Genomic DNA, 25485 nt, shown 5'->3' on the forward strand with positions numbered 1-25485 from the left:
CCAAATGCTTCAGTTCGAACGCCCTGTCGAATTATCCTACAGCACCTGTCGGAAGGTGCTGTCTTGGCTGGGAAGCACACCAGGTTTAATGTCCTCGGCTCGCCTTTTCAGGTGAGTTGCCTCACTTCTGTTGCCCATTCCTTTCTGTTTTAGTCGGTGTCGATAATGGACATTTACAGGCTTGAGGTTATATCGGTATCGATATAATTTGTGTGCAGGCTCCTGGAATCTGTGCATTGCCATGTACGTCAGAAAGGTGCAGCGGCATGACCAAACACACGGGTGAGGCATGAGGCGCAAGCGCAGCTGGCGATTGGAGCGATGGCGAAGGGGTATGCGGCATGTGGGACGGTCAGAAGCCTATCGAATGGGTAGGCGGCAGCAAGGATGATGTGCGCAGGTTTCCACCAGTGGCGAGGCAGCGGGCTGGGTATCAGCTGGACTTGATCCAGTCCGGTGAAGAACCTACCGACTGGAAGTCGATGGAGAATGTGGGGCGGGGTGTGCGGGAGATCCGCATCAAGTGTAAAGACGGTGCTTTTCGCGTGTTGTATGTTGTGAACCGCCCGGAAGCTGTCTATGTCCTGCATGCATTCCGCAAGACAACTGAAAAGACGGATAAGCGCGATATTGATGTGGCGAAAGCCCGTTTCAAGTCGCTGGACTGAGAGGTGATCAACAATGGCGAATGAACGCTCGGCATCTGTATGGGACGCGTTGGCTGATACGCCAGAAGAGGCCGACAACCTTAGGCTGCGCTCGCAGTTGATGCGGATTTTGGTCAAGACGGTGCGTGCCTGGGATCTACCTCAGAAGGATGCGGCGCGTCGGCTACATGTCACTCAACCGCGCTTGAGTGAGCTGTTGAATGGGAAGATTGACAAGTTTTCCCTGGATGCCTTGGTAAATCTGCTGGCCAATGCCGATCTGGAAGTGGATTTCACGGTGAAGGAAAAGCTCGCCTGAATCGGTGGCTGGACCATGAAGGCCAGGCCTTGCCGTTTTCAACCCGCACCGAACTGAGGCGAACGAGGATCGATTCTCTACTAATGCGGAAAATAAATTTCTAAAGACAGTTGCTCCCACATCTGTTTCGGGCCAGTTACTCCTGGCTCCTGCGCACTCGCACCCTGGGTGCATGTCTGGAGAATGCAGAAGAGCAGCAGCGCTACCTTCGATATCGTGTCGTACAAACAAGGGGTCGCGCGCGCCAGGCACAGAAGAGACTGGCCCGAAACAGATGTGGGAGCTGGCTTGCCGGCGATGCGCCGCGCGGGCGGCGCTCGGTCTCACAGGCGCAGAAAATGTCGAGACAGGCACCTGGTTGCATTTACCCCCCAGCTAGCCCAAGCTCTGCCCTTCCCGCCGCCCCGGATCGTCCGATGCCCAGACGCAACCGCTACCTGATCGCCCTGCTGCTGTTGATCCTGGTATCGGCCCTGTTCGGCTACCTGTGGCGCGACGCTCCGCCAGCCCCGCCTACCCTGCCTGCGCACAGCTACGCCAAGGCCCTGCGCCAGGCCCATGAGGGCCAACCCGGCGCTGCACGGGTGCTGTACCAGCAACTGCAGCGCACCGACCTGCCGCCCATTCGCCGTGCGGCCTTGTATGCCGAACTGCCAAACTACCCTTCGCCCCAGGCATTGAAACTCGCCCGTCAGGACCTCGAGCATGCCGACCCGCAGGTGCGCCGTGCAGCCATTGCCGGTATTCGCCGCCTGCTGCCGGCGGCGCAGCGCAGCCTGGTACTCGGCCCACTGCTGGACGACGACGAGCAAAGCGTGCGCTTTGCCGCGGTAGATGCCCTGCTCGGCCTTGCTCCGGATGACATCGGCCTTTATTTCGGCCCGCTACAGGTCGCCCTGGAGCAATACCAGCAGGCACTCGAGCAACAACCCGAAGACGCCGACGCCCAAGTCCACCTGGCGCGCCTCTACCTGCACGAAAACGACTACACCCTGGCCGACACCGCCCTGCAGCGAGCCCTGGCGGTAGCGCCAGGCAACCTCGACGCACTGGCGACCCAGGTACGCCTGCTGGAGCGCCAGGGCCATCACGACGCCTCGCGTCAGGTACTGGGCAAAGCCCTGGCGCTAAGCCCCGATTCGGCCTTTCTGCAGTACGAACTGGGGCTCTGGCTGAACCGCCACGAGCAGCGCGAATACGCCTTGCTGGCCTTGTCCCGCGCGGTCGAGCTGGACCCGGACAACGCCGACTACCGCTATACACTGGCAGTCACCCTGCATGAACTGGAACAACTCGACGCCGCGCAAAAGCAACTGGAAACCGTGCTCAGCCGCCAGCCGGCCAATCGCCGGGCACGGGTGTTGCTGATTAAGTACTGGAAGGAAACCGGCCAGTTGCAGAACGTGCAGGTGCTGCTGGCCGAGCTGGAGCGGCAGAACCCGGATGACCCAGTGCTGCAACAGGGCCTGTAGGCAACGTCCGAAAATTTGTTGAACCCTGGGGCTGTGCCCAAGGTCCAGTGGATATCAGACCACCCTGCAGGAGAGTCGTTTTGGCCAGTTCGTTGGCGCTGGACGAACGTGCATTGATCCTGGCGCCCCCGCCAATAGCCGCAGATACTGCTCGCCTGCTCGCTTCTGCGGGCATCGACAGCCTGTGCGCGGTCGACCTGGCCAACCTGCAAGCCTGCCTGGCCGAAGGCGCAGGCCTGGCGATCATTGCCGAGCAAGCGTTCAAACAGGGCCCAAGTGCATTGCTGCAAGAATTCATCGACCAGCAACCGTGCTGGTCGGACCTGCCCATCGTGCTGCTCGGTCAAGGGAGCCAAGCGGCCAAGGGCTCGACCAACCTCCCGGTGGGCAACCTGGTCCTGCTGGTCGCACCATTCGAAAACGCCCAGCTGCTGCGCATGACCCAGTCCGCCCTGCGCAACCGGCGTCGGCAGTATCTGGCACGCGACCAGTTGCAAGACCTGCAGCAACGCCTTGACGCCAAGGCCGCACCTCCCGGCGAAGAGCAGCAACGCAGCGAGTTCGTACGCCACCAGACGCGCAAGATGGAGGCCATCGGCCAACTGGCCGGGGGGGTCGCCCACGACTTCAACAACCTGCTCACCAGCATTGGTGGCAGCTTCGAGCTGATTGACCGGCGCTTGCGCCAGGGTCGCAGCGATGGCCTGGACAACGTGCTGCGCATGGGCCGCGAGGCGGTGTCACGCGCCGCGCGCCTGACCCACCGCCTGCTGGCCTTCTCTTCTCGGCAATCGCTGCACACCCAGCAGGTCGACCTGCACGACCTGCTCCAGGCAAAACGCCTGAAGGCTTGCGTGACCCCGACCGTGACCCTGCAGGTGCAAATCGCCAAGAACCTGTGGTCGGTCGAAGCCGATGACCAACAGTTACAGGAGGCCCTCGACAACCTGTTGCTCAATGCCTGCGAAGCCATGCCCAATGGCGGTCAGCTGCGCATCGAGGCAAGTAACCAGCACATCGGCGCCGGGCAATTCGCTGGCGGTGCCCTGTGCGCCGGCGACTATGTACGCCTGCGAGTCATCGATGACGGCCAGGGCATGGCGCAAAGCACGCTGGAACATGCCTTCGAGCCGTTCTTCAGCACCAAGGCGATCGGCCAGGGCATCGGCCTTGGCCTGTCGATGGTTTACGGCTTCAGCAAGCAATCCCAAGGACATGTCACCCTGCACAGCCAGATCGGCCAAGGGACCCGGGTGGACCTTTATCTGCCGCGCCACGTCGACCAGGGCCAGGCACCGGTCAAACCCGTACAACCCGTGCGAGGTTACCAGGGCCATCACGTGCTGGTAGTCGAGGACGACCCCCATGTACGCCAATTGCTCTGCCAGGCCCTGCGCGAGGATGGCTTCGCCTGCCACAGTGCCGCCGACGCCAATGAGGGCCTTAAGGTACTGCGTTCGACACAACCGGTGGATCTGCTGATCAGCGATGTCGGCTTGCCGGGCATGAATGGCCGCCAGTTGGCCGAGATTGCCCGCAACCTGCGCCCACGCTTGCCAGTACTGTTCATCACCGGCTATGCAGAAACCGCCATGGCCCGCGAGGGCTTCCTGGAGGCGGGGATGCACCTGATCAGCAAGCCCTTCGAGCTGAAGCAGCTGCAGGCCCAGGTGACCCAGATACTGGGCAAGCCCTGAACCGCTTCACTCCTCGAGCATGCGTAGCGCCTCATCCACCAGGTCCGCCAGCGGGAACGGCTTGTTCATCAATGCCGTGCCCGGCTGCTCGAGCAACTGCGCTTCGATCGGCTGACCCGCATAGCCGGTGATGAACAGGATCTTCTGCAACGGCAGCTGCATGCGCATGGCCTTGGCCACCTGGCGGCCACTGAAACCACCCGGCAAGCCAATGTCGGTGATCACCAGGTCGAACGGGCCGTCATGGCGGAAGCGCTCCAGTGCGCTATTGGCGTCGCCCACATCAATGACTTCGAAACCACGTTCGGTCAGGTACTCGCACATCACAGCACGCAAACCGAGCTCGTCATCGACCAGCAACAGGCGCTGCCTCCCGGCCATGCGCTGCGTCCGTTGCACAACCGCAGGCGCCTCGGGTACCGGGTCATGCCACCTTGGAAAAAGCATGCAGACCTTGGTGCCCTGGTTCGGCGCCGACTCGATCCAGGCGTAGCCCCCCGACTGGCCGACAAACCCATACACCATCGACAAACCAAGGCCTGAGCCACGCCCGACCGGCTTGGTGGTGAAGAACGGTTCAAAGGCCCTGGCAATGTCCACGGCCGGCATGCCATGGCCATCATCCTCCACATACAACGCAACGTAGTCGCCTGGTGGCAGGCCGCTCTCATCCGGGAAACACCTTGTCAGCCGCTGGTTGATGCTACGCAGCGTGACATTGCCGCGATCAAGGCACGCTTCGCGGGCGTTGGTGCAAAGATTGATCAAGGCATTTTCCAGCTGGGAAACATCAAGGTTCACCGCCCACGGCGTGACATCCAGCTGCCAGTGCAAGCGCATCTCGGCGCCCAGCGTGCTCCGCAGCAGTGGTTCGCTCAAGCGCAATTGCCGGTTGAAGTCCAGCGGCCTGGGCGCCAAAGGTTGATGACGGGAAAACGCCAGCAGGCGATGGGTCAGCTCCATGGCACGCTGCACCGAATCTCGCGCGACCTCGACATACGCCTCCACCCGCTCCAGCCGTCCTTCCTGCAGGCGCCGCTGAAGCAGTTCGAGGCTGCCACCGATGCCGGACAACAAGTTGTTCAGTTCATGGCCCATGCCCCCGGCCAACTGCCCAACCACCTCCAGACGCTCGTTGTTGCGCATCAGCGCTTCGGATTGACGAGCAGCCTCCTCACGTTCCCCGGTGATATCCCGGCCAACGGTAGTCAGCAGGCTGCCATCGAACCGTGCACTCCAGCGAAAACAGTGGTAATGGCCATCGCGGTGGCGCAGGCGCGTCTCTATCTGCTCGGTATCCTGGTACTGCAGGCACCCGGAAACGGCCACCTCAACCTCAGCGCGATCTGCCGGATGTACCAGATCCAGCACCGGAGTGCCCAGTACCTGCTCTTCGGACCAGCCCAGGATGCGATACCAGGCGGGGTTGGCGGCACACACCTTCAGCTCGGGAGTGACCGTCATCATCGCATCACGCGACAGCTGCCAGAACTGCTCGCGCTCCACCAGGTGTCGCTCGACCTGCCGCTGGAATTCTTGCGCCTGCTCCCGCCAGTGGCGATGCGCCTCGACGCTGGCCGTGGTTTCGATCACCGCGTGCAGAAACCCTGCCACGTTGCCCAGTTCATCGTGCAACGGTGTGTAACCGAACGCACACCACAACGGCTCCCCGCCTTGGCCGCAGCCAATACGCAGTGGTGGGTCCTCGACAAAGCTCGAGCGCCCCTCGAGCGCCTTGAACACCCACGACCCCATCGCCGGCCATTCATCGCTCCACAGCGCATCGAAGGGCATGCCCAATGCATCCGGGGCAACCCGCCGCAATGCCCGATAGCCTTCATTGTGGACCACGCTGAGGTCTGGTCCCCAGACCACGGCACACGGGAACGGTGACAATTGCATCATGTCGACGGCAATGCGCAACGAGGCCGGCCAGCGCGGCAGCGGCCCGAGCGGTGTACGCCCCCAGTCGAACCGTGCAATCCGTTCGCCCATGAGGTCAACCGGTGCCAGCACAGACGGCTGCAGGATGACCATCGACGCAGGCTCGCGCGGCGTACCATTTGTGACCACTGTCGTGACTCCAGCATGATTCAGAAAAAGTACGGGCGCTCCGTGAATGTGGTTCACGTTAGCACAACGCACGCCACGCAATATGGCGTACTGGCACCTGAGAGCTATGCTCATTAGGTTTTCCCTCGGGCCGGGGGAGCAACGGCCCATTCAGGTTGCCGACGGGAGCGTGGTCATGAGCAAGAAAATGCTGGTGGTGCTGACCAATACAGCCAAGTATCCGACCCTCAAGCGGGCGACCGGCTTGTGGCTGGGGGAAGCGGTGCACTTTGTCGAAAAAGTCGAAAAAGACGGTTACGAGGTCGATTATGTCAGCCCGCTGGGCGGCTACGTCCCTGTCGACCCGCATAGCCTGCAGATGGCCCCCGACCTGGACTGGCTGTGGTATGACGACAAGCGCTTCATGACCCGCCTGGGCAACACCTTGAGCCCTGGCCAGGTGAAGGCAGAAGAGTACAGCGTCATCTACTACACCGGCGGGCACGGAGTGATGTATGACTTTCCCGACAACCAGCCGCTGCAAGAGCTGGCCCGCCGGGTGTACGAGCACCACAAGGGCATTGTCGCGGCGGTTTGCCATGGCGTTGTCGGCTTGCTGAACATCAAGCTCAGCGACAACAGCCTGTTGCTCAAGGACCGTCAGGTGACCGGCTTCTCCAATACCGAGGAAAAACTCGTCGAACTGGACAAGGTGGTCCCCTTCCTGACGGAAACCGAGCTGGGTGCCCGCGGTGGTACCTACAGCAAGCATGAAGACCCGTGGCAGCCGTTCGTGGTGGCCGATGATCGGCTGATCACCGGGCAGAACCCGGCCTCCACGGCCCAGTTGGCCGAAAAAGTGCTCGCCAGGCTGAAGCGAGGCTGACAACGAAGTTCTGCTTTTCTGTAAAACCGCAACACTTTTGGCCTACAGCCGGAGCATCATCAAGCACATAGGATCAGCGCTGACCTGTTCAACCCGAACAGCAAGGTTCAACGGAGCGGCGGTCCTATGGCAGCAATACCGAGTCTCGGCATCAACTGGCGGAAGTTACTGTTGATATTGTCCATCGGCGCAATACCGGTACTGTCCGGGTTACTGATGATGAACTATCAACTGGATAGAAAACTTGAGGAGAATGCCAAGGTTTCTGTTCAAGAGGCGATTTTCAGCATCGACCAGGCACTGGGCCGCATGGAAGGCGATCTGGACCTGATCCTGCCATTGGCAGGCAAGCCCTGTGACGAAGTGCTTGGTACGCTGGAGCAGAGAGTCGCCAACAGCCCGCACCTTCGCTCACTGATACTCACCCGCGACCAACAAGCGTATTGTGCGACGGACATGGACCCTTTGGCGTATAACTCGGCTTTTGCCCTGTCCGGACGGCAGACAGAGCTGGCATTCGACGCTCCATCGTCGCCTAACGCGGCGATCATCAAAGTCCAGAGACCGAACAGCGACCCTGGGATAATCGCAACAGCGTACGGTCGGCAGCTGCGTGACGAACTGCGTGCTTTCCAGGACGGCCTGACATTGCTTCTGGAATTCAGCGACCTGTATATCTGGAGCGAGGGAGACAGCCGCGACGCACAACGCCCCTCCCAGGTCGAATTCACCGAGCGATCGGTTTCCCAGAAATATGGTTACGTGGTGATCGGCGGTTACCCCAAAGGATACGCCACCCAGGAGTTTCGCCTATCCCTGCATCAGGTACTGCCCTCGCTGGTATTGGTCGGGGTCGCCAGCATGTTCATCATGTACCTGGGCCTGACCATTTCGGGCAAGAGAAGGGTTGATACCGCCGCCATCGAATCGTGACGGCGGTACCCTGGGGTTACTCGGTGCTCAGCACACCACGACGTACCTGGTCGCGCTCGATGGATTCGAACAGTGCCTTGAAGTTGCCTTCGCCAAAGCCGTCATCCCCCTTGCGCTGGATGAACTCGAAGAACACCGGGCCGAGCAGGGTCTCGGAGAAGATCTGCAGCAGCAGGCGCTTGTCGTCAGGCTGGGAGGCACCATCGAGGAGGATACCGCGTGCTTTCAACTGGTCGACCGGCTCGCCGTGACCTGGCAGGCGCTCTTCGAGCATCTCGTAGTAGGTTTGCGGCGGTGCAGTCATGAAGCGCATGCCGAAGCCCTTGAGGGCGTCCCAGGTCTTGAGCAGGTCATCGGTCAGGAAGGCGACGTGCTGGATGCCTTCGCCGTTGAACTGCATCAGGAACTCTTCGATCTGCCCGGAGCCCTTGGACGATTCTTCGTTCAGCGGGATGCGGATCATGCCATCCGGTGCGGTCATGGCACGCGAAGTCAGGCCGGTGTACTCACCCTTGATGTCGAAATAGCGGATTTCGCGGAAGTTGAACAGCTTCTCGTAGAAGCCGGCCCAGTACGACATGCGCCCGCGATAAACGTTGTGGGTGAGGTGGTCGATGATCTTCAGGCCGGCACCCACCGGGTTGCGGTCCACACCCTCGATGAACTTGAAGTCGATATCGTAGATCGAGCTGCCTTCCTCGAAACGGTCGATCAGGTACAGCGGCGCACCGCCGATGCCCTTGATCGCCGGCAGGCGCAGTTCCATCGGGCCGGTTTCGATTTCCACCGGCTGGGCGCCCAGTTCCAGGGCGCGGGCATAGGCCTCATGAGCATTACGCACGCGGAACGCCATGCCGCATACCGACGGGCCGTGTTCGGCAGCGAAGTACGAGGCGATGCTCTTGGGTTCGTTGTTCAGGATCAGGTTGATGTCACCCTGGCGATACAGGTGCACATCCTTGGAACGGTGGGTAGCGACCTTGGTGAAGCCCAGCATCTGGAATACCGGCTCGAGTACGCCAGGGGTCGGCGAAGCCAGTTCGATGAATTCAAAGCCCATCAGGCCCATCGGATTGTCGAAGATATCAGCCATGTTCGTGTCCTCATCTGCAGCGAAAGATTATTGATTGCGTGGGATGTGGAACGGAAATGGCGGGGAGCACGGGATACCCCGCACGCTGCGGGCGAGGAAATCACCTATTATCAGCTTGAACCCATGGTATGTCATATGGACCCATTCTCGGCGGGCTTGATCCTTCGGCATCGAAGGACCTTATTGTTGTATTCGTAAATGGATTCTACATTGCGTAAAATGGTTTGTCGCCCTTTAGTTGCTCACCGGTTCCGACAAGCGGCTATCCTCTCGTAATCCTTTATACAGATCAGGTCAGCATGCCCCTTACCGTCAAACGCCGCGCCGGCCTCGGCTGGCGCACCCTGTTGCCCTGGGTCGTCGGCGTGCTGCCCGTGGCATGCGGCCTGGCCGTGATGAACTGGCAGATCGAGCGTGAAATGCACGCCAGCAGCCAGGCTACCACCCGCCAGGTGGTGGAGCACGTCGAGCGCATTCTCGACAATCTGTCCAGCGCTGCCCATGCTCTGCTGCCGCTTGTCGACAGCCCGTGCGACGAGGTCCAGCTCATGCTGCGCGCCCAGATCACGCGCAACGCCTTCGTGCGCTCGACCAACCTGTTCCGGCACAACGCCCTTTATTGCACCTCGCTGTTCGGCGCATTCGACGAGCCGGTCAACCCCGGCGACTACATCGACGGCAAGCTGTGGCTGATGGACGGCAACTCGGTCACTCCTGGGCACCCGCTGCTGGTGTATCGGGCCAGCGACGGCGACCGCGGCGCGATCAGTACGGTGGATGGTGAACACCTGCTGACGGCGCTGCGCCTGATCGGCCCCGATGAAGAGCTGCAGATCCGCGTGGGCGATGCCTGGCTGGGCAAGGATGGCATCGTGCACAAGGGCGTGCCCCCTGCCGCGGCCAGCGCGAATGTGCAGCTGGGCTCGACCCGTTACCCGTTCAGCGTGCATGGCGGCTACGGCGCCGACAAGCAGGGCCAGCTGTGGCGCAGCCACTATCCCGCCCTGTTCGGTCTGCTGCTGATACTGGGCGCGGTGGCCGGCCTGGTGTGCCGCTGGCAGGTTCGCCGCGCCACCTCGCCCCGTGCCGAACTGCGCCGGGCCCTGGAGGCCGACGAGTTCCTGCCGTACTTCCAGCCGGTAGTGCGCAAGGGCGACTACCGCTGGGCCGGCGCCGAAGTGCTGATGCGCTGGAACCACCCGCGCGAAGGCCTGGTGCGCCCCGACCTGTTCATCCCCTACGCCGAACACAGCGGGCAGATCGTCGCCATGACCCGTGCGCTGATGATGCACACCGCGCAGAGCCTGGCGCCCTTTGCCGGGCTGCTGGAGGACGGTTTCCATATCGGCGTCAATATCACCGCCGACCACTGCCGCGACTTCAGCCTGCTGGACGATTGCCGAACCTTCCTCCAGCACTTCCCGCCAGGCCGGGTGGTGCTGACCCTGGAGCTGACCGAGCGCAAGCTGATCGAGCCCACGCCGGTGGCCCTGGAGCTGTTCGAGAAGCTCGACGCCATGGGTGTGAAGATCGCCCTGGACGACTTCGGCACCGGCCAGTCAAGCCTCAACTACCTGCGCCAGTTCAAGGTCGATTACCTTAAGATCGACCAGAGCTTCGTGGCCATGATCGGTGGCGATGCGCTGTCTGTGCACATCCTCGAGACCATCATCGAGCTATCGGCCAAGCTGGGCCTGGGCATCGTTGCCGAGGGCGTGGAAACAGAAGCCCAGCGCGACTACCTGGCCCGTCACGAGGTGGACTTCCAGCAAGGCTACCTGTTCGCCAGGCCCATGCCGGCTGCCCAGTTCCTCGAAGCGCTGGCCGCACGCCCGGCTGCGTCGCGGTTGCCGCAAGCCGCGCCCCCTGAGATCATGCGCGGCTGATCCACCTGCTCAACTCCCTATTCGAGGCATTCGTGTCAAAAGGCATTCTTTCGTCGGTCATGGCGTCCTGTCTGTTCGCCGTGATGTACTTCTATACCTCTCTGCTCTCGCCGCTCGATGGCGAGGAGATCTTTGGCTGGCGCACCCTGTTGACGCTGCCCTGCCTGACCCTGTTCATGCTTGTCTCGAAAGACTGGAAACGGGTGGGCGAACTGCTCGCCCGGGTAAAACACACGCCGCTGCTGTTGCTGGGCATGGTCGGCACCTCGTGGCTGATGGGCGTGCAGCTGTGGCTGTTCCTCTGGGCGCCCCTGCACGGGCGCAGCCTGGAAGTGTCGATGGGCTATTTCCTGCTGCCGCTGGCCATGGTCCTGACCGGGCGGCTGGTGTATGGCGAGCGCCTGTCACGGCTGCAGAAGGTGGCCGTGGCCTGCGCTGCTCTCGGCGTGGGCCACGAGCTGTATCAGCATGGCAGTTTCGCCTGGGAAACCCTGGTGGTGACGATCGGCTACCCGATCTATTTCGTGTTGCGCAAGCGCTGCCGCACCGACCATTTGGGCGGCCTGTGGTGCGACATGTGCCTGCTGTTGCCATGGGCGCTGTATTTCGTGATCCAGGGCCCGCTTTCCCCTGCGGATCTGCAGGCACACCCTGGGCTGTATGCGTTGATCCCGATCCTCGGGGCGATCAGCGCCTCGGCCCTGATCGCCTACGTGCTGGCCAGCCGCCTGCTGCCTTTCAGCCTGTTCGGCCTGCTCAGCTACGTCGAGCCAGTGCTGCTGGTAGGCGTTGCGCTGTTGCTGGGCGAAACCATCGGCCCGGATCAGTGGCTGACCTACCTTCCGATCTGGGCCGCGGTGCTGGTACTGGTGATCGAGGGTTTCAAGCACCTGCTGCGTCAACGTCGCCGTTCGGTGTAAGCCGAACCTGACGCACCCGCCGCTCCTCGACCGCCTCCACGGTCAGCGTCCAGCCATTCCAGGCCAGGCGGTCACCAACCATAGGCAGGCGGTCGAGCAGGCTCATCACCAGGCCCGCGAGGGTCTGGTAGTCCTCGGTGGCGCGGGCGCAGAAGCCGGTACGTGCCTGCACCTGGCTCAGGTTCAACGCGCCGCTGACCACAAAGCCTTCACCTTCCTGAAGGATGCCCGGGCCTTCGACCTCGCTGGCATCCGGCAACTCGCCGGCAATCGACTCCAGGATATCGGTCATGGTCAGCAGGCCGGTAAAGTCACCGAACTCGTTGACGACGAAAGCAATGTGCGTCGACTGGCCTCGCATCTGCTCCAGGGCATTGAGGATGCTGAAGCTCTCCAGCAGGTTCAGCGGTACTCGGGCCATGCCTTCCAGATCGGGCTGGTTGCCCGACAGCAGCTCCTTGAGCAGTTCCTTCTTGTGCACGAAGCCCAGTGGCTCGTCCACGCGGCCATCGCGGATCAGCGGCAGGCGCGAGTACGGCGAATTGGCCAGGGCCTGGGCAATGGCGTCGGCCGGCTGCGCCAGGTCGATCACATCGACCTCGGCGCGGGCGGTCATCGCCGTGCGGATAGGCCGCTCGGCCAGGTTCAGCACGCCACTGATCATCACCCGTTCACGGCGGTCGAACAGCACCTGCTCCTCACCGCCTTCGACCAGGTCAGCGATTTCCTCGCCCACCTCGTCAGCCTCGACCCGGCGGCCACCCAGCAGGCGCAGCACGGCATGCGCGGTGCGCTCACGCAGCGGCCGGTGCTGCTGCAGGCTGCGCTTGCGGCGGGCACGGGCCAGCTGGTTGAACAGCTCGATCAGGATCGAGAAGCCGATGGCCGCGTACAGGTAGCCTTTGGGGATATGGAAGCCCAGGCCTTCGGCGGTGAGGCTGAAGCCGATCATCATCAGGAAGCCCAGGCACAGCATGATCACCGTGGGGTGGGCGTTGACGAAGCGGGTCAGCGGCTTGCTGGCAACGATCATGATGCCGATCGAGAAGATCACCGCGATCATCATCACCGACAACTGCTCGACCATGCCAACCGCGGTGATCACCGCGTCCAGCGAGAACACCGCATCAAGCACCACGATCTGCGCGACGATCGGCCAGAACGCAGCGTGGCGTACCGTGCCGCTGGCCTGGGCCACGTGGCCTTCCAGGCGTTCATGCAGCTCCATGGTGGCCTTGAACAGCAGGAACACGCCACCGAAAAGCATGATCAGGTCGCGGCCCGAGAAGCTCTTTTCGAACACCTCGAACAACGGCGCGGTCAGGGTGACCATCCACGAGATACTGGCCAACAGGCCAAGGCGCATGATCAACGCCAGGCTCAGGCCAATGACCCGTGCGCGGTCGCGCTGATGCGGCGGCAGTTTGTCGGCGAGGATGGCGATGAACACCAGGTTGTCGATACCCAGCACCAGCTCGAGGACGATAAGCGTCAACAGGCCCAGCCAGGCCGTGGGGTCGGCTAGCCATTCCATTAGCGGGTACTCACGAGGGCAGCGTCACGAGGACGGGTGAAAGAAGGCCGGGAAGACCGGGGACTGGGGGGCTCCGCGAAGGTGCTCATATAGACCTTGTTAGCAAATTGGGAAAATGATCCTACAAGCTCAGCAGCTTTCCGTAATAGCGCAAAACTATTACAAAACCTGTAACAACCTTGTAGGAGCGGCCTTGTGTCGCGAACGGGCCGCAGAGCGGCCCCAGCTGTTGATGCAGCGCTCCTGAAACCCGGGGGGCGCTGTGCGGCCCGTTCGCGACACAAGGCCGCTCCTACACAAAAATGCGCTGGCCGTGCGTGAGGTACTTTTCTTCAATACCGCAGGCTGTCAATGCCCGAGCATGAAGGCCCACCTCAACCAAACGGATCCCCCTCATGAGCCTGTCCCTGTCCATGGCCGCTTTCGCACTGGCGGCCTCGATCTCCCCCGGCCCGGTCAACATCGTTGCGCTGGGCAGCGGTGCCCGCCATGGCCTGCGTGCCAGCCTGGCACATGTGGCTGGCGCCACGCTGGGCTTCTGCCTGCTGCTGGTGCTGGTCGGGCTGGGCCTGCATCAATTGTTGCTGCGCTGGCCTTTGCTGGGCCTGCTTTTGCACTGGGGCGGCGTGGCGTTCCTGCTGTACATGGCATGGAAGCTGGCCAGCGACGATGGGCAACTGGGCAATGCCCATCCCACCCAGGCTCCCTCGGCCTGGCACGGCGCGGCGATGCAATGGCTCAATCCCAAGGCATGGCTGGCAGCGGTGGCCGGGGTTGGTGCCTATACCGGCGGTGAGCAGCAGCTGCTGTGGCTGTTTGCCTGGATCTACGGGCCGATCTGCTTCATTTCAGTGGCCAGCTGGGCGTGGGCCGGGAGCGTGGTTCGCCAGTACCTGGGCAACCCACGGCACATGCGCCTGCTGAATCGGGGCTTGGCGCTGCTGCTCGTGGGCAGTGCGGTCTATCTGGTCATTTGAGCCTGGCTGCACCGACCCTATCGCTGCCCTCAAGGCCTGCGCAGTACCTGTGGGAGCTGGGTTGCCGGCGATAGGGCCACCACCGCCAAAAATGGCAATTCAACCGAATGCATTGCGGTAATGCCCCGGTGTGGCCGCCAGGTGCTGCTTGAAGGCCCGCTGCAGGTGCGCCTGGTCGGCAAACCCGGCCTCCTGCGCAACCTCGGCAATAGCCCGGCCCTGACGCAATTGCGCCCTGGCCAGCTGCACGCGCTGGTCGAGCAGGTAACCATGCGGCGTCAGGCCGAAGCGTTGGCGGAACGCGCGAATCAGGTAGGAACGCGACAAGCCGCACGCCGCGCAGATGTCGTCCAGGCTCAGCGGGTCGCCACGATGGGCGCGAATGAACGCTGCCGCCGTGTCCAGTCGTGGGTTGCCCTCGTCGTTGACGCTGGCATCGCCGCCAAGCAAACCTGGAAGTGCGCCAAACAGCGCCGCCAGGCGCCCTTCCCGGTCTGGCACGCCGGCGTCGAACAGGTCGGCAAAGGCCTGCAACAGGCTCCGGTACAACACCGGCGAGCTACTCCAGGGCCGGGCCGGCAAGGTGAACCCCAGCGCCTGCAACCAAGGCATATCGACGAACATCATCAGGTAGGACCAGTGTTCCCCGTCGATGGGGTTGCAGGCATGCACCACACCTGGGTTCATCAGCACCGTGGTACCGGCAGCCACCTCTATGCACTGGTCACCGTACAGATAGGAGCTGCGCCCACCCGTTATCACTCCGATGGAAAAGCTCTCATGGGAATGCGCGGCGTAGCACACCTGGCGCCCGTCCCCTACCCGCCGGGCCTCGACGAAGGGCAACGCCGGGTCGCGCCAGAACCGTGATACCTCGATCATCCCTCACCCCGCTCGCCGCTGCCATGCGCCTGAATACTACACGCCTATCGCGGAAACAGGTCCAGCGTCCGCTCAACTTCGCCGACATCGATCGTGAAACCATCGCCGTCCGGTATCCCGACCACAAAGCCGAAATGCTGGTGGTCTCGGTCCGTCAGGTACTTGTAGTAGCTGACAAACCGATTGGGCGGCTGCAACGTCAGCAGGCAACCACCGGCCTGCAGTACGTTGACCCCATGCACCAACTGGCTACCCTCCACACCGATTACCACCCTCGCCCCGGCGCAGGCCGCGACGATACTCGGCACATCGGACTTCAGCGGGTTGACGATGCGAAAACCGCGGGTGGCGCGCAAATGCTCCGCCAGCGCCAGCTCATTGCGCAGCAGGCGCAGGTCACCATCGCCACCACGCAGCAGGAACACCCCCGGGTGTGGCGCATGCGGCACATGCGACAGCAACTTGTCGCCCATGGCCCGGTAGCGGGCATGCCGGCTGCGGTTGTTGGCCTGGTCATCGAACAGCACCAGCTCACGGAAAAACGCACTGCGCAGGCGCAGCGGGTTCATTTCCAGCCAGTCTTCATAGGCCGGGGCCTGGGCAAACAGCGGGAATCTGGCCGAGGGCGCGGTGGTTACCGGTATGCCTTCGTTACAGGCCAGCGCATAGGTCGGACAATCCTCCATCAGCCAGGTACCGAACCACGTGTTGCCGTTTTGCGTGCAATAGATGGCCGCGCGGTCGATTTCGTTTTCCACGACGATGCTCGGAAAGGGGCCCGGCTTCAACGACAGCCAATGGCTGGCCTTGCCCTTGTACAACGCCCCGTCGACCAGCCATACGTCCTTGATCAGGTAGCCCCGGGTTGGCCCTTGCAGCGTGCTGATGCCGCCTTCCATGGTACGCGCAGGGTGCACGTAGGGATAGAAACGCTTGCCTTCCCACCCCGTTACTCGCTCCAGCTGGCCTGGCAGGAAAACGGCCGGGGGCGAAACCGTGACTTCCCCCGGGGCAATGTCCCAACTTTTGTCCGCCACGCTCTTGAGGTCGATGCCGCTGTTCCTGCCTAGCCGTTTGCGCGCCATGTAGCGGTAGGCGGCCAGGGTCCAGGTGTGCTGCCTGGCCGCAGGCGATGCACTGAACTTCGAGATGTCGCTTCCCATGAAGCGTCCTCCCTTGATGACAAGGTCAAAAGCCTGGCGCAAGGCGCCAGATCAACGCCTCCTGGCAACCGCTCAGCTGCACGTGACCCTTTCCATGGTGGGTGGTGACCGCAGGTTGGCGTAACGGTGACGCAGGCTTTCCACGAACGTTTCGCCCGTACCGTTGCCCCCATAGAAGTAGATCTTGTGCAGGCCGCCAAACACCATTTCCTGGTAGCGGCTGGCAACTTCCTCGTCACTCGCGCCCTCGGGCAACCCCAGGTGCAGCGTGAGCTTGTCGCCTTCGACCGCGAACATCGGTGTGTCCCAGAGGAACTTCGCCGTGCCGGTTCTGGGCAAGCGGACAAAGAGGTAGGCATGGTTACCCAGCGAGTCGATATCGCCACCGCGGCGGCGCTTCCACTTCAACAAACCGTCATCCGGGCGCGCCAGGCAAAGGCCAATATCGTAATAGTCGAAGCCCTGCTCCAGTGCCCACTCCAGGGCCATGAAGGTGGTGATCGAATTTACCTCGCGTAACTTCCGCGCATCGGTGAACACCGCCTCGCAATAGCCGAAACGCAGGGTGCTCCAATAACGCTTGCCACCACGCACCACTTCACAGCCCAGGTGGCAGCCGATCACTTCATCGCCCAAGGTGATCAAATCGAGCCGACCGACGCCCCTGGCAATACGGAACACTTCCTCAGTGGGAAACTGCGCGGCATGGATACCTTGCCTGGCGCTGGCATAAGGGCGCAGCAGGTAGCGGTCGGCCATGGCGATCTCGTCATCCGAGCGGGCCTGGCGCATCTGGTACAGCGGCCGGTTCTTGCGGATGCTGCGCCGCAACTCGCTGTCGTAGCGCGCGGTGATATCCTCCAGCGAGCGCCCCAGCGGCACCACGGCGCTCAGGTAATGCGGTACCGACAATGCCCCCGACGTCGGCATTTCGCTGACCACCACCACGTGGTTGGCTGCTACCGTCGCGCTTGCGCTGTCAACAATTGCAGCATTGCCCGAACCCTTGCCGGCAATCAGCAGCTTGGCCATTTCCCGTTGCTGCTTCCGGCCGATATAGAGGATTTCGTAGGGGCTTTCCTGCTGCAACCTGAACCTGGCGATTTCCCAGCGCCAGAAACAGGCACGCGCCATCACTTCAGACACCTTGCTGGCCAGGTGTCTGATTTCGTAGCGTATGGAGGGCGAGACGAGTTTCCTCGCCGCTGCCGTCAAGGTCGCTTTCATTTCTTCTTCGACGTCCTTTGAGACACAGCATGGTCAATCGGAAAAGGACAGCAACTCAGTAAAAAGCACGTATCATGTTGATATTCTGAAATTATCCAGAAGCCCCCATGTCAATTAACAATTTAAGGTGCGCCCAAACACTTTATCAAGTGGCACTTTGATTGCATTTCCTTAAAGCTTCCTCACGCCATGTAAAGTTTCATGACGTCAAATTTCCTGCATGAATGACTGATTCAGACAGCGAATTTCCATCGATAGATCCAAGCCGCGTTATCCCATTACCACTCGCCTGTCTGGAATTGACGTTTGATGCCCCCTTTGCCTGAAAGGAGCGTCGACATGCCAGCCATCAACCCCCATCAACCCCTGCTTCAGGCGCAGCTGCCGCACTGGGCTCGCCAGGTAACGCCCAATCAGTGGGCCGCGTTGAAGCAAACCCAGGTCGCCCCGTGGAAGAGGCAGGACTGGTTCGCCAATGCTGCCCCCGACCTGCGTGAAGCAGCGTGTGCCAGCCAGGCGCGCCTGATGCAGGCGCAAGCAGCCTTGGCCAACTCACTCAAAGGCCTGAAACAAATCACAGAATTTGCCGAGCCATTGCTGCAACGGCGTCTTGCCGAACACGGCTTTCACGCGCAGCTGCGCAATAGCCAGCTATTGCGGGTCGAGCGCAGCTGGCACTGGGCCGCCCTGCGCTATCTATCAAGCCATCGACGCGACAACCTGCTGCAGGCCGCGCTGCAGAACTTCGCCAGCGACGAGGTGTTCACTGCTGAAAGTGCCATTGCCCTGGGCGATAACATTCACGTCACGCCGATTCAGATACAAGGCGCCGTCCCCGTTGGCATGCAAGTGCCCATCGCACACTTTCCATTGCAGTCGGAGCACTACCAGGTGGAACGGCTACCACTCGAACCGGCCGCTTTCGCCACCCTGTGCCGTGACCTGGACCTGGGCAAGGCTTACCAGGCCCACCTGGAACAGCACCTCGCCCAACCCGCCACACGGGGCTTGGCCATCAGGGTGCAGAAAGACCGCCTGCGCCTGGCGGCCGACCTTGCCTATATGCGGCACCTGCTTGATGGCAGCACCCTTGACCAGATCGAACGGCTGTTGCGGGGGGGCACCGTACAGTGCTGGCAACTGGCGCTGTTCGGCACGCACCTGCACGAGGTCATGCTGATCGATGCCGGCGGTGCGGGGCTGGCGCTGTATCTGCCCGGCCATGACCCGGCCCTGCGCCAATGCAGCAACCTGGACGCGGTACACGACACGCTGGCGACCTTGCTGCTGGAGCCCGATGCCCGCCAAGCCTTCACGGCCTACATCAGGCAGGACCAGCGCACGCACTTTCTCGACCTGTTGCAGCAGAACCTCGACGCCACAGGCAATACTGCCTATGACCGCCCTTGGCAGCGTGCAGCGCAAGCGGACCTGCGTCCCACACGCGTGGCTATCACAGCCGAGCCTTTCGGCCATTACCAGGACCTGCACCTGGCCCGCCTCAAGCACGAAGCCAGCCTGCTGGCGGTCCCGACAGCAATGGCCGATGCCAACGCGCGGGCCAGGCGCCTGGATGAGTGGGAAAACCTTGGCCTGGATGCTCTGAATATTGCTGCGTTCTTCATTCCAGGTGCTGGCACCCTGATGCTGGCCGTCACGGCCTGCCAACTGCTCGGCGAGGCCTTCGAAGGCTACCAGGCCTGGCATGAAGGCGACCGTCACCTGGCGCTGCGCCACCTGGAGGCGGTCGGCCTGAACCTGGCCCTGATCGGCGGCTTCGTGGCGGCGGGCAAGGTGGTACCCAAGCTGTTCAACAGCCCGTTGATGGAAAGCCTGCAGCAGGTACGCGGCAGCGACGGGCGCTACCGGCTCTGGAATGAAGACCTCGCCCCCTACCGCAGTGCCGTGACACTGCCGCAAACCCTGCAGCCCAATGCACTTGGCCAGTACCTGTACCAGGGCCGGTATTTCATCCGCATGGACGGCCAGCTCTTCGAACAACGCTTTGACCACAACCTGCAGCAATGGCGGGCCATTCACCCCGACACGCCCGATGCCTGGCAGCCACCGCTGGCGCACAATGCCCAAGGTGCCTGGCGCGGCCAGCATGAACAACCCGGCCAGTGGCCATTCGCGAAGCTGGCGCGCCGTCTTGGCGAGGCGTATGCCGCGTTCACACCAGAACAGCTGGCCAAGGCAGGGCGCCTCTGCGGCATCGACACCGCGCGCTTGCGCCGGGTGCACCTGGAAGGCCAACCAACGCCCCCGCTGTTGCTCGATACCCTGCAACGCATGACGGCACAGGCCGAGGTAGAGGCGTTGGCCGACAACGCCTCGCCAGGCCTGTTCGAGCGGCTCTACAATGGCAGCGCGCCCGCCACCCCGGCAACGCAGAAGCTGCTCGACGCCTATGCGCGGCTGTCCCCTGCCTTGGCCAGACGCTTGCTGGCGCCGCTGAGCGAGGCCGAAACGTTCGCCTGGCAAGAGCACAGTCAGTTGCCCACACAGGTTCGCCAGTTGCTGGAGCAGGTGCACAGCGAGCTGCCGCTGGTACGTGCACTGGAAGGTGTGCTTCAGCCAGCCCGGGCCAGCAGCGACAGCGAACGCTTGCTGTTCAGCGCCCTGGATGCCATGCCCGACTGGCCCGCGGACCTGCGCCTGGAGCTGCACGGTGCAAGCCCTATAGGCCCTTTGCTGGAGCATGTCGGCCGCGAACAGGCCGGCACCCTGCGCCGTGTGATCAAATCGGTCGAAGGCTATGAGGTCGACCGGGGCGAGCGCCCTGCACCTGCACCGCTTGATCCAGACCTCTGCCGCGCCATCGAGCAGGCACTGCCGCGCCCGCATCGCGATACGCTGGGCATCACGACGGCCGATGGCAGTTCGCTACGCCAGCGCGTACTGGGTTGGGTCGACCACCACAGGGAGGTACTCGCCCAACGGCTCTGGGGGCATCGCGCGCTGTTGCGCAAGCCCATGGGCAGCTTGCGCGGCGGTCGGCCGCTTGACCCCGAACCGCCTCAGCCGCGCCTGGCAAGCTCCCTGGCCGGGGCTTATCGCCGCTTGTTCCCTGACGCCACCGACTGGGAATTCGAAAACTGGCTAGGCAACGACGAGGACAACCTGTACGTCGATGACATTCGCTCACCCACACAGCGCCTGCACGACCTGCAGCAGCGTCTGGATACTTTGCGCCGCGACCTGCATGAATGGGCGCGGCCCGATCCCCAGCGCCCTCACCAGCGACACCTGGCCATCCGCCCCATCCTCAACGCCTGGCGACGGCTGTCGACAATAGCGCTTGAAGGGGGTGGCCGCCTGCACAGCCTGGACCTTTCCGGCCTGGACCTGGACAACCAGGCCCTGGCCAGCCTGGCCTTGCCGGACGACTTCACCCATGTGCAGCACCTGTCGCTCAGCTACAACCGTTCGCTCAGCCAGTTGCCGGCCGAATTCCACGAACGCTTCCCCAACCTCAATCGCCTGCTGCTGACCGACTGTCGGTTCGACACCGTGCCCCACCTGGGCAGCCCTGAGCAGCTCGCCTGGCTGGACCTGGAAGGCAACCGCATCACCTGGAGTACCCAGGCCCAGCAGGCACTGAACCGCTGCTCCGGGCTCAACGTACTGGACCTTTCGGGCAACCCGCTGCTAGAGGCCCCGGACCTGCGCGGGCTGGGCTACCTGAGGACACTGTTCCTGAACGACTGTGCGCTCAGCGAATTGCCGCAAGGCCTGGACCAGATGATCGAGCCCATCATCCTGGACATTGGCGACAACCAACTGCTGCGGCTGCCTGACGGTTTCAACGTACCACGGCCAGTCGCAAACGCCCTGCGTCTGGAAAGCGAATGGCTGGGTTCACCAGTGCTTGCGCAGATCGAGGCCTACAACGCGATGCACCAAGTGGACCTGCTGGTGTGCGAAGGCGACTACCTGGAATTCTTCGAACAGACCGGCCCGGCCGAAATGGCCCTGTGGCAGCGATTGCCGCTGCAGTATCGGCGCGACCTCAGGCCCTTGCTTGAACTTGAACCGTTCGTGTCCCGCCCACGGCAAGCCCGTGCAGAGTTCTGGCGGCGCCTGGCCCTGATCGACGCAGACCCGGCCCTGCGCCAGCAATGGTTGACGCACCCACCCTATGACCTGTTCAACCTCCCGCTTTGACAGGGATACCGATGCCTGCCTGCCCAACAGGCAGGCGCGGGTGGTCATGTTAAGCCAGACTGGTGTTTTTCCGGCGAGCGGTGCATGCTCGCTGCTGAAGCGTTTCACCCAGCTCGAAACCCACCCAGCAATGTGAGGTGCAGTACCCATGGACCGTCTGCTCGATTCACTCTTCCCCAGCGCCGAGGACATCCCGGAAACCTGGCGCCTGGAAGCCCCCCTGGAACAACGCGACTACCTGGTGAACGGTGAGCTCAGGCGGTGGGACGGCCCACTGGCCACAGTGCGCAGCCCGGTCTGGCTCAAGGAAGGCGACGATGAGCACCAGGTGGTGTTGGGCAGCGCTCCACTGCTCGATGCCGACACCGCGCTCACCGCCCTCGATGCCGCCGTGCAGGCGTACGACAAAGGCCGTGGCGCCTGGCCGAACATGCGCGTGGCCGAGCGAATCCAGCATGTCGAAACCTTCCTGGCGCGCATGCGCGAGCAGCGCCAGGCCGTGGTCAAGCTGCTGATGTGGGAAATCGGCAAGAACCTCAAGGACTCGGAAAAGGAATTCGACCGCACCTGCGACTACATCGTCGATACCATCAACGCCCTCAAGGACCTCGACCGCCGTTCCAGCCGCTTCGAGCTGGAACAGGGCACGCTCGGCCAGATCCGCCGAGCACCGCTGGGCGTGGCCCTGTGCATGGGCCCATACAACTACCCGCTGAACGAGACCTTCACCACGCTGATCCCGGCGCTGATCATGGGCAACACCGTGGTGTTCAAGCCGGCCAAGTTCGGCGTGCTGCTGATTCGACCGTTGCTCGAAGCCTTCCGCGACAGCTTCCCGCCGGGGGTGATCAACGTCATCTACGGCCGTGGCCGGGAAACGGTGAGTGCGCTGATGGCCAGCGGCAAGGTCGATGTGTTCGCCTTCATCGGCACGCACAAGGCCGCCAGCGACCTGAAGAAGCTGCATCCGCGCCCGCACCGGTTGCGCGCCGCGCTGGGGCTGGATGCCAAGAACCCGGGCATCGTGCTGCCCCAGGTGGACCTCGACAACGCCGTCGAAGAGGCCGTCACCGGTGCGCTGTCGTTCAATGGCCAACGCTGCACGGCGCTGAAGATCCTGTTCGTGCACGAGGATGTGGTCGATGCGTTCCTCGACAAGTTCCAGCGCAAGCTGGCCGCGCTCAAGCCTGGCATGCCTTGGGAGCCTGGCGTGGCGCTGACACCGCTGCCCGAGCCCGGCAAGGTCGACTACCTCGACGGCCTGGTCGCCGATGCCACCGCCAAGGGCGCACGCGTGCTCAACGAAGGTGGTGGGCACAGCCGTGGCTCGTTCTTCTACCCCGCCGTGCTGTACCCGGTGAAGAGCGACATGCGCGTGTACCACGAGGAGCAGTTCGGCCCGCTGGTGCCGGTAGTGCCCTACCGCGACCTGCAGACGGTGATCGACTATGTGCTGGACTCCGACTACGGCCAGCAACTGAGCCTGTTCGGCAATGACCCGGCGACCATCGGCAGCCTGGTCGACATCTTTGCCAACCAGGTCGGGCGCATCAACATCAATGCGCAATGTCAGCGCGGCCCCGACACCTACCCGTTCAACGGCCGCAAGAACAGCGCCGAAGGCACCCTGTCGGTACACGACGCCCTGCGAGTGTTCTCTATCCGCACGCTGGTCGCGACGCGCTTCCAGGAGGCGAACAAGGAACTGATCAGCGAGATCATTCGCAACCGGCAGTCGACCTTCCTGACCACCGACTACATCTTCTGACCGCCACGCTTATAGAGAATCGATCTATCACCCCTGTCGATTTTCCATCTGCGCAAACGACTCTAAGCAAAAGGGCGCCAACCGGCGCCCACTTCCAAGGAGAGTCGAACATGGCAGCCAAACCCATTCCCGAAGGCCAGCACAGCATTACGCCGTACCTGGCCATCAACGACGCCGCCAAGGCCATCGAGTTCTACAAGAAGGCCTTTGGCGCGGTGGAAATGTTCCGCCTCGATGCCCCTGGCGGCCGCGTTGGCCATGCCGAGCTGAAAATCGGCGATTCGTCGCTGATGCTGGGCGACCCCTGCGACATGGAAGGCGGCCTCACCGCCAGCCAGAAGCTCAGCGGCGCCAGCGTAGGCCTGCACCTGTATGTCGAGGACTGCGACAATGTCTATGCCCAGGCCCTGACGGCCGGCGCCACCCAGCTGCGTGCGGTGACGGACCAGTTCTACGGCGACCGCAGCGGCACCCTGAAAGACCCCTTCGGCAACATCTGGTTCGTTTCCACCCACAAGGAGGACCTGACCCCCGATGAAATTAGCGCCCGTGCTGCGAAGATGTTCGCTGGCACTGCGCAGTAAGTTGAAAGCGGCGCCACTTTGCTTGAAGCTTGGGGCTCGTAGCTGGGAGCTGCTTCATGCGAATCATCGACAAAACCGCCGCACAGGTCCGTAGCCTGACCCCTGCAGAAGAAGAGCTGCTGGTCGGCTTTGCCACCGGCAGCCTCACCGGCCCGCGCCTGCTGCAGGCCAACCAGTTGCTGATGAAGGTGCGCAACGCCAACCAGTGGCTGGCCTGCGATTGCCGCAACGATGCCTTGCCGGTACTGAATGTCACCCTCAACGGCAGCACCGGTACGCTGTTTCTCAAGAACAACCCGGGAACTGCCGAACACGCGCCTGGCTGCCCGTTCACCAAGGACGAGCGCGAAGCGACCGAGCGCGAGAACGACCCTGCGCCACCTGCTGCCTGGCTACCGCCCGACACACCGTTGCGCCTGATTGGTGATTTCCGCAGCAGCACCACCAGCAGTGGTGGCGACGGCAGCGAACGGCGTGAACAACAGCGCCTGCTGTCACTGTTGCTGACCTGGATCGAGACCAGCGGCCTGAACCTGTATGCCACGCACCTGAAAAAGGACCTGACCGGGCAGTTTGCCGAGTTGCGCAGCGTTGCCAGCCGCTATCCGCTGCTGGAACGGGTGCCCGCAAGCAACTACCTGGAAACCCGCCTGGACATGAAGCACATGATGATGCTCAAGTCCCGCCTGCGTGAAGCCACGGTGTTCGGCAACCACCGCCGCCACGGCCTGCTGCTGGATTGCGTGGACCAGATCAAGGGACGCAAGCTGTTCAATAACCGAAGTGAAGACGGCTTCGACTTCCAGGGGCACCACCTCTACTGGGGCGGCAACCGCACCAGCGGGCCATTGCTGGCGCTGATGCTCTATTCACCGACCAGTGCCGGCAGCCATTACTACGAACTGATCCATGTGGCCAGCGTGCCGGTGCTATCGCGTGCTCATCTGTTCCCGGTTTACCGCGATGAAGAACGCGAGCCGCTCAAGGCCCTGGTGTCGCTGGTCGACTGGATGGCCGGCAAAGGCGTGAAAGTGCAGATGCGCCGGCCGGTGATCGGCGGCCAGGTGATGGACGAACTGGTAATGACCTCGGACCAGGACCGGGTGTTGTCGGTATCGTTGCTGGAGCAGCCAATCGGCCCCGAACCGGATACCGAGAACTTCAAGCGCTACGCCGACTTCAAGAGCCTGGAAACCTTCCGCAAATTCGTCGCCGGCTTCTTCATGCGTGAGCGCTGAGCACCCTCTACCTTGTGGCGCGATGGGCTGCGAAGCAGCC

Annotated in this window: 19 protein-coding genes; 13 read left to right on the top strand and 6 right to left on the bottom strand. The window is 62.6% G+C overall.

Going from position 1 to position 25485, the window contains the following annotated elements:
• Positions 1–341: 341 nt before the first annotated feature.
• The 4 genes from AC2T3R_RS14175 (at position 342) to AC2T3R_RS14190 (ending at position 4135) form a co-directional block, all read left to right on the top strand.
• Entirely contained in the window at positions 342–668 is a 327-nt protein-coding gene (locus AC2T3R_RS14175; RefSeq protein WP_085665733.1) for a type II toxin-antitoxin system RelE/ParE family toxin, read from the top strand.
• 13 nt (positions 669–681) lie between these two features.
• Positions 682–966, top strand: coding sequence for a helix-turn-helix domain-containing protein (locus AC2T3R_RS14180; protein ID WP_003260206.1), 285 nt, complete (start codon positions 682–684; stop codon positions 964–966).
• A 416-nt stretch (positions 967–1382) separates the two neighbouring features.
• Positions 1383–2438 (top strand): tetratricopeptide repeat protein, encoded by a 1056-nt coding sequence (locus AC2T3R_RS14185; protein ID WP_410952396.1) that lies wholly within the window; start codon positions 1383–1385, stop codon positions 2436–2438.
• 80 nt (positions 2439–2518) lie between these two features.
• Entirely contained in the window at positions 2519–4135 is a 1617-nt protein-coding gene (locus AC2T3R_RS14190; RefSeq protein ID WP_486743809.1) for a response regulator, read from the top strand.
• A gap of 6 nt (positions 4136–4141) precedes the next feature.
• Here AC2T3R_RS14190 and AC2T3R_RS14195 read toward each other — a convergent pair whose 3' ends face one another.
• Positions 4142–6172 carry a hybrid sensor histidine kinase/response regulator gene (locus tag AC2T3R_RS14195; protein ID WP_486745292.1) on the bottom strand — a complete coding sequence of 677 codons (2031 nt, stop codon included), beginning with the start codon at positions 6170–6172 and terminating at the stop codon, positions 4142–4144.
• Positions 6173–6383: 211 nt separating this feature from the next.
• On the opposite strand from AC2T3R_RS14195, the gene AC2T3R_RS14200 reads away from it, so the two are divergent.
• On the top strand, positions 6384–7073 hold the full coding sequence (locus AC2T3R_RS14200; protein WP_410952394.1) for a type 1 glutamine amidotransferase domain-containing protein: 690 nt from the start codon (positions 6384–6386) through the stop codon (positions 7071–7073).
• 126 nt (positions 7074–7199) lie between these two features.
• A complete protein-coding gene (locus tag AC2T3R_RS14205; RefSeq protein WP_015270547.1) occupies positions 7200–8006 on the top strand; it encodes a CSS-motif domain-containing protein in 807 nt (268 codons plus the stop codon).
• A 16-nt stretch (positions 8007–8022) separates the two neighbouring features.
• On the opposite strand, the gene hppD is transcribed toward AC2T3R_RS14205, so the two are convergent.
• Complete coding sequence (gene hppD, locus AC2T3R_RS14210; RefSeq protein WP_013972820.1) at positions 8023–9099, bottom strand: 4-hydroxyphenylpyruvate dioxygenase; 1077 nt, start codon at positions 9097–9099, stop codon at positions 8023–8025.
• A 299-nt stretch (positions 9100–9398) separates the two neighbouring features.
• Here hppD and AC2T3R_RS14215 point away from each other — a divergent pair, with 299 nt between their 5' ends.
• Together AC2T3R_RS14215 and rarD are read left to right on the top strand one after the other, a co-directional pair.
• Positions 9399–10985, top strand: coding sequence for an EAL domain-containing protein (locus AC2T3R_RS14215; protein WP_486743810.1), 1587 nt, complete (start codon positions 9399–9401; stop codon positions 10983–10985).
• 32 nt (positions 10986–11017) lie between these two features.
• Complete coding sequence (gene rarD / locus AC2T3R_RS14220) at positions 11018–11905, top strand: EamA family transporter RarD (RefSeq protein WP_085720355.1); 888 nt, start codon at positions 11018–11020, stop codon at positions 11903–11905.
• On the opposite strand, the gene AC2T3R_RS14225 is transcribed toward rarD, so the two are convergent.
• Positions 11868–13439 (bottom strand): TerC family protein, encoded by a 1572-nt coding sequence (locus AC2T3R_RS14225; RefSeq protein ID WP_486743811.1) that lies wholly within the window; start codon positions 13437–13439, stop codon positions 11868–11870. The two genes, rarD and AC2T3R_RS14225, sit on opposite strands and share 38 nt — an antisense overlap.
• Positions 13440–13834: 395 nt before the next feature.
• On the opposite strand from AC2T3R_RS14225, the gene AC2T3R_RS14230 reads away from it, so the two are divergent.
• Positions 13835–14416, top strand: a complete 582-nt coding sequence (locus tag AC2T3R_RS14230) for a LysE family translocator (protein WP_486743812.1) — start codon at positions 13835–13837, stop codon at positions 14414–14416.
• Positions 14417–14515: 99 nt separating this feature from the next.
• On the opposite strand, the gene AC2T3R_RS14235 is transcribed toward AC2T3R_RS14230, so the two are convergent.
• From AC2T3R_RS14235 to AC2T3R_RS14245, 3 genes are all read right to left on the bottom strand, one after another.
• Entirely contained in the window at positions 14516–15298 is a 783-nt protein-coding gene (locus AC2T3R_RS14235; RefSeq protein ID WP_013972825.1) for an AraC family transcriptional regulator, read from the bottom strand.
• 44 nt (positions 15299–15342) lie between these two features.
• Positions 15343–16461 carry a glycosyltransferase family 61 protein gene (locus AC2T3R_RS14240; protein WP_410952390.1) on the bottom strand — a complete coding sequence of 373 codons (1119 nt, stop codon included), beginning with the start codon at positions 16459–16461 and terminating at the stop codon, positions 15343–15345.
• A gap of 72 nt (positions 16462–16533) precedes the next feature.
• The gene (locus AC2T3R_RS14245; protein WP_486743813.1) at positions 16534–17688 is read right to left on the bottom strand and encodes a hypothetical protein; all 1155 of its coding nucleotides are present in this window, start codon (positions 17686–17688) and stop codon (positions 16534–16536) included.
• A gap of 339 nt (positions 17689–18027) precedes the next feature.
• On the opposite strand from AC2T3R_RS14245, the gene AC2T3R_RS14250 reads away from it, so the two are divergent.
• From AC2T3R_RS14250 to AC2T3R_RS14265, 4 genes are all read left to right on the top strand, one after another.
• Positions 18028–21855, top strand: a complete 3828-nt coding sequence (locus tag AC2T3R_RS14250) for a dermonecrotic toxin domain-containing protein (RefSeq protein WP_486743814.1) — start codon at positions 18028–18030, stop codon at positions 21853–21855.
• A gap of 148 nt (positions 21856–22003) precedes the next feature.
• Positions 22004–23623: an NADP-dependent glyceraldehyde-3-phosphate dehydrogenase gene (locus AC2T3R_RS14255; RefSeq protein WP_247845918.1), complete on the top strand. Its 1620-nt coding sequence runs from the start codon at positions 22004–22006 to the stop codon at positions 23621–23623.
• A 110-nt stretch (positions 23624–23733) separates the two neighbouring features.
• Positions 23734–24207, top strand: coding sequence for a VOC family protein (locus AC2T3R_RS14260; RefSeq protein WP_486743815.1), 474 nt, complete (start codon positions 23734–23736; stop codon positions 24205–24207).
• Between the two features lie 56 nt (positions 24208–24263).
• On the top strand, positions 24264–25445 hold the full coding sequence (locus tag AC2T3R_RS14265) for a hypothetical protein (RefSeq protein WP_039614693.1): 1182 nt from the start codon (positions 24264–24266) through the stop codon (positions 25443–25445).
• Positions 25446–25485: the final 40 nt, after the last annotated feature.

The organism is Pseudomonas sp. PVC-5-1, assembly GCF_057444345.1.

Bases quoted from the DNA above. Each gene is read 5' to 3' on its own strand.
- AC2T3R_RS14235 (WP_013972825.1), bottom strand. From the start codon at position 15,298: ATGATCGAGGTATCACGGTTCTGGCGCGACCCGGCGTTGCCCTTCGTC.
- AC2T3R_RS14200 (WP_410952394.1), top strand. From the start codon at position 6,384: ATGAGCAAGAAAATGCTGGTGGTGCTGACCAATACAGCCAAGTATCCG.
- AC2T3R_RS14245 (WP_486743813.1), bottom strand. From the start codon at position 17,688: ATGAAAGCGACCTTGACGGCAGCGGCGAGGAAACTCGTCTCGCCCTCC.
- AC2T3R_RS14255 (WP_247845918.1), top strand. From the start codon at position 22,004: ATGGACCGTCTGCTCGATTCACTCTTCCCCAGCGCCGAGGACATCCCG.
- AC2T3R_RS14195 (WP_486745292.1), bottom strand. From the start codon at position 6,172: ATGGTCATCCTGCAGCCGTCTGTGCTGGCACCGGTTGACCTCATGGGC.
- AC2T3R_RS14250 (WP_486743814.1), top strand. From the start codon at position 18,028: ATGCCAGCCATCAACCCCCATCAACCCCTGCTTCAGGCGCAGCTGCCG.
- AC2T3R_RS14230 (WP_486743812.1), top strand. From the start codon at position 13,835: ATGAGCCTGTCCCTGTCCATGGCCGCTTTCGCACTGGCGGCCTCGATC.
- AC2T3R_RS14240 (WP_410952390.1), bottom strand. From the start codon at position 16,461: ATGGGAAGCGACATCTCGAAGTTCAGTGCATCGCCTGCGGCCAGGCAG.
- hppD (WP_013972820.1), bottom strand. From the start codon at position 9,099: ATGGCTGATATCTTCGACAATCCGATGGGCCTGATGGGCTTTGAATTC.
- AC2T3R_RS14260 (WP_486743815.1), top strand. From the start codon at position 23,734: ATGGCAGCCAAACCCATTCCCGAAGGCCAGCACAGCATTACGCCGTAC.
- AC2T3R_RS14215 (WP_486743810.1), top strand. From the start codon at position 9,399: ATGCCCCTTACCGTCAAACGCCGCGCCGGCCTCGGCTGGCGCACCCTG.
- AC2T3R_RS14185 (WP_410952396.1), top strand. From the start codon at position 1,383: ATGCCCAGACGCAACCGCTACCTGATCGCCCTGCTGCTGTTGATCCTG.
- AC2T3R_RS14225 (WP_486743811.1), bottom strand. From the start codon at position 13,439: ATGGAATGGCTAGCCGACCCCACGGCCTGGCTGGGCCTGTTGACGCTT.
- AC2T3R_RS14265 (WP_039614693.1), top strand. From the start codon at position 24,264: ATGCGAATCATCGACAAAACCGCCGCACAGGTCCGTAGCCTGACCCCT.
- AC2T3R_RS14205 (WP_015270547.1), top strand. From the start codon at position 7,200: ATGGCAGCAATACCGAGTCTCGGCATCAACTGGCGGAAGTTACTGTTG.
- AC2T3R_RS14180 (WP_003260206.1), top strand. From the start codon at position 682: ATGGCGAATGAACGCTCGGCATCTGTATGGGACGCGTTGGCTGATACG.
- AC2T3R_RS14175 (WP_085665733.1), top strand. From the start codon at position 342: ATGTGGGACGGTCAGAAGCCTATCGAATGGGTAGGCGGCAGCAAGGAT.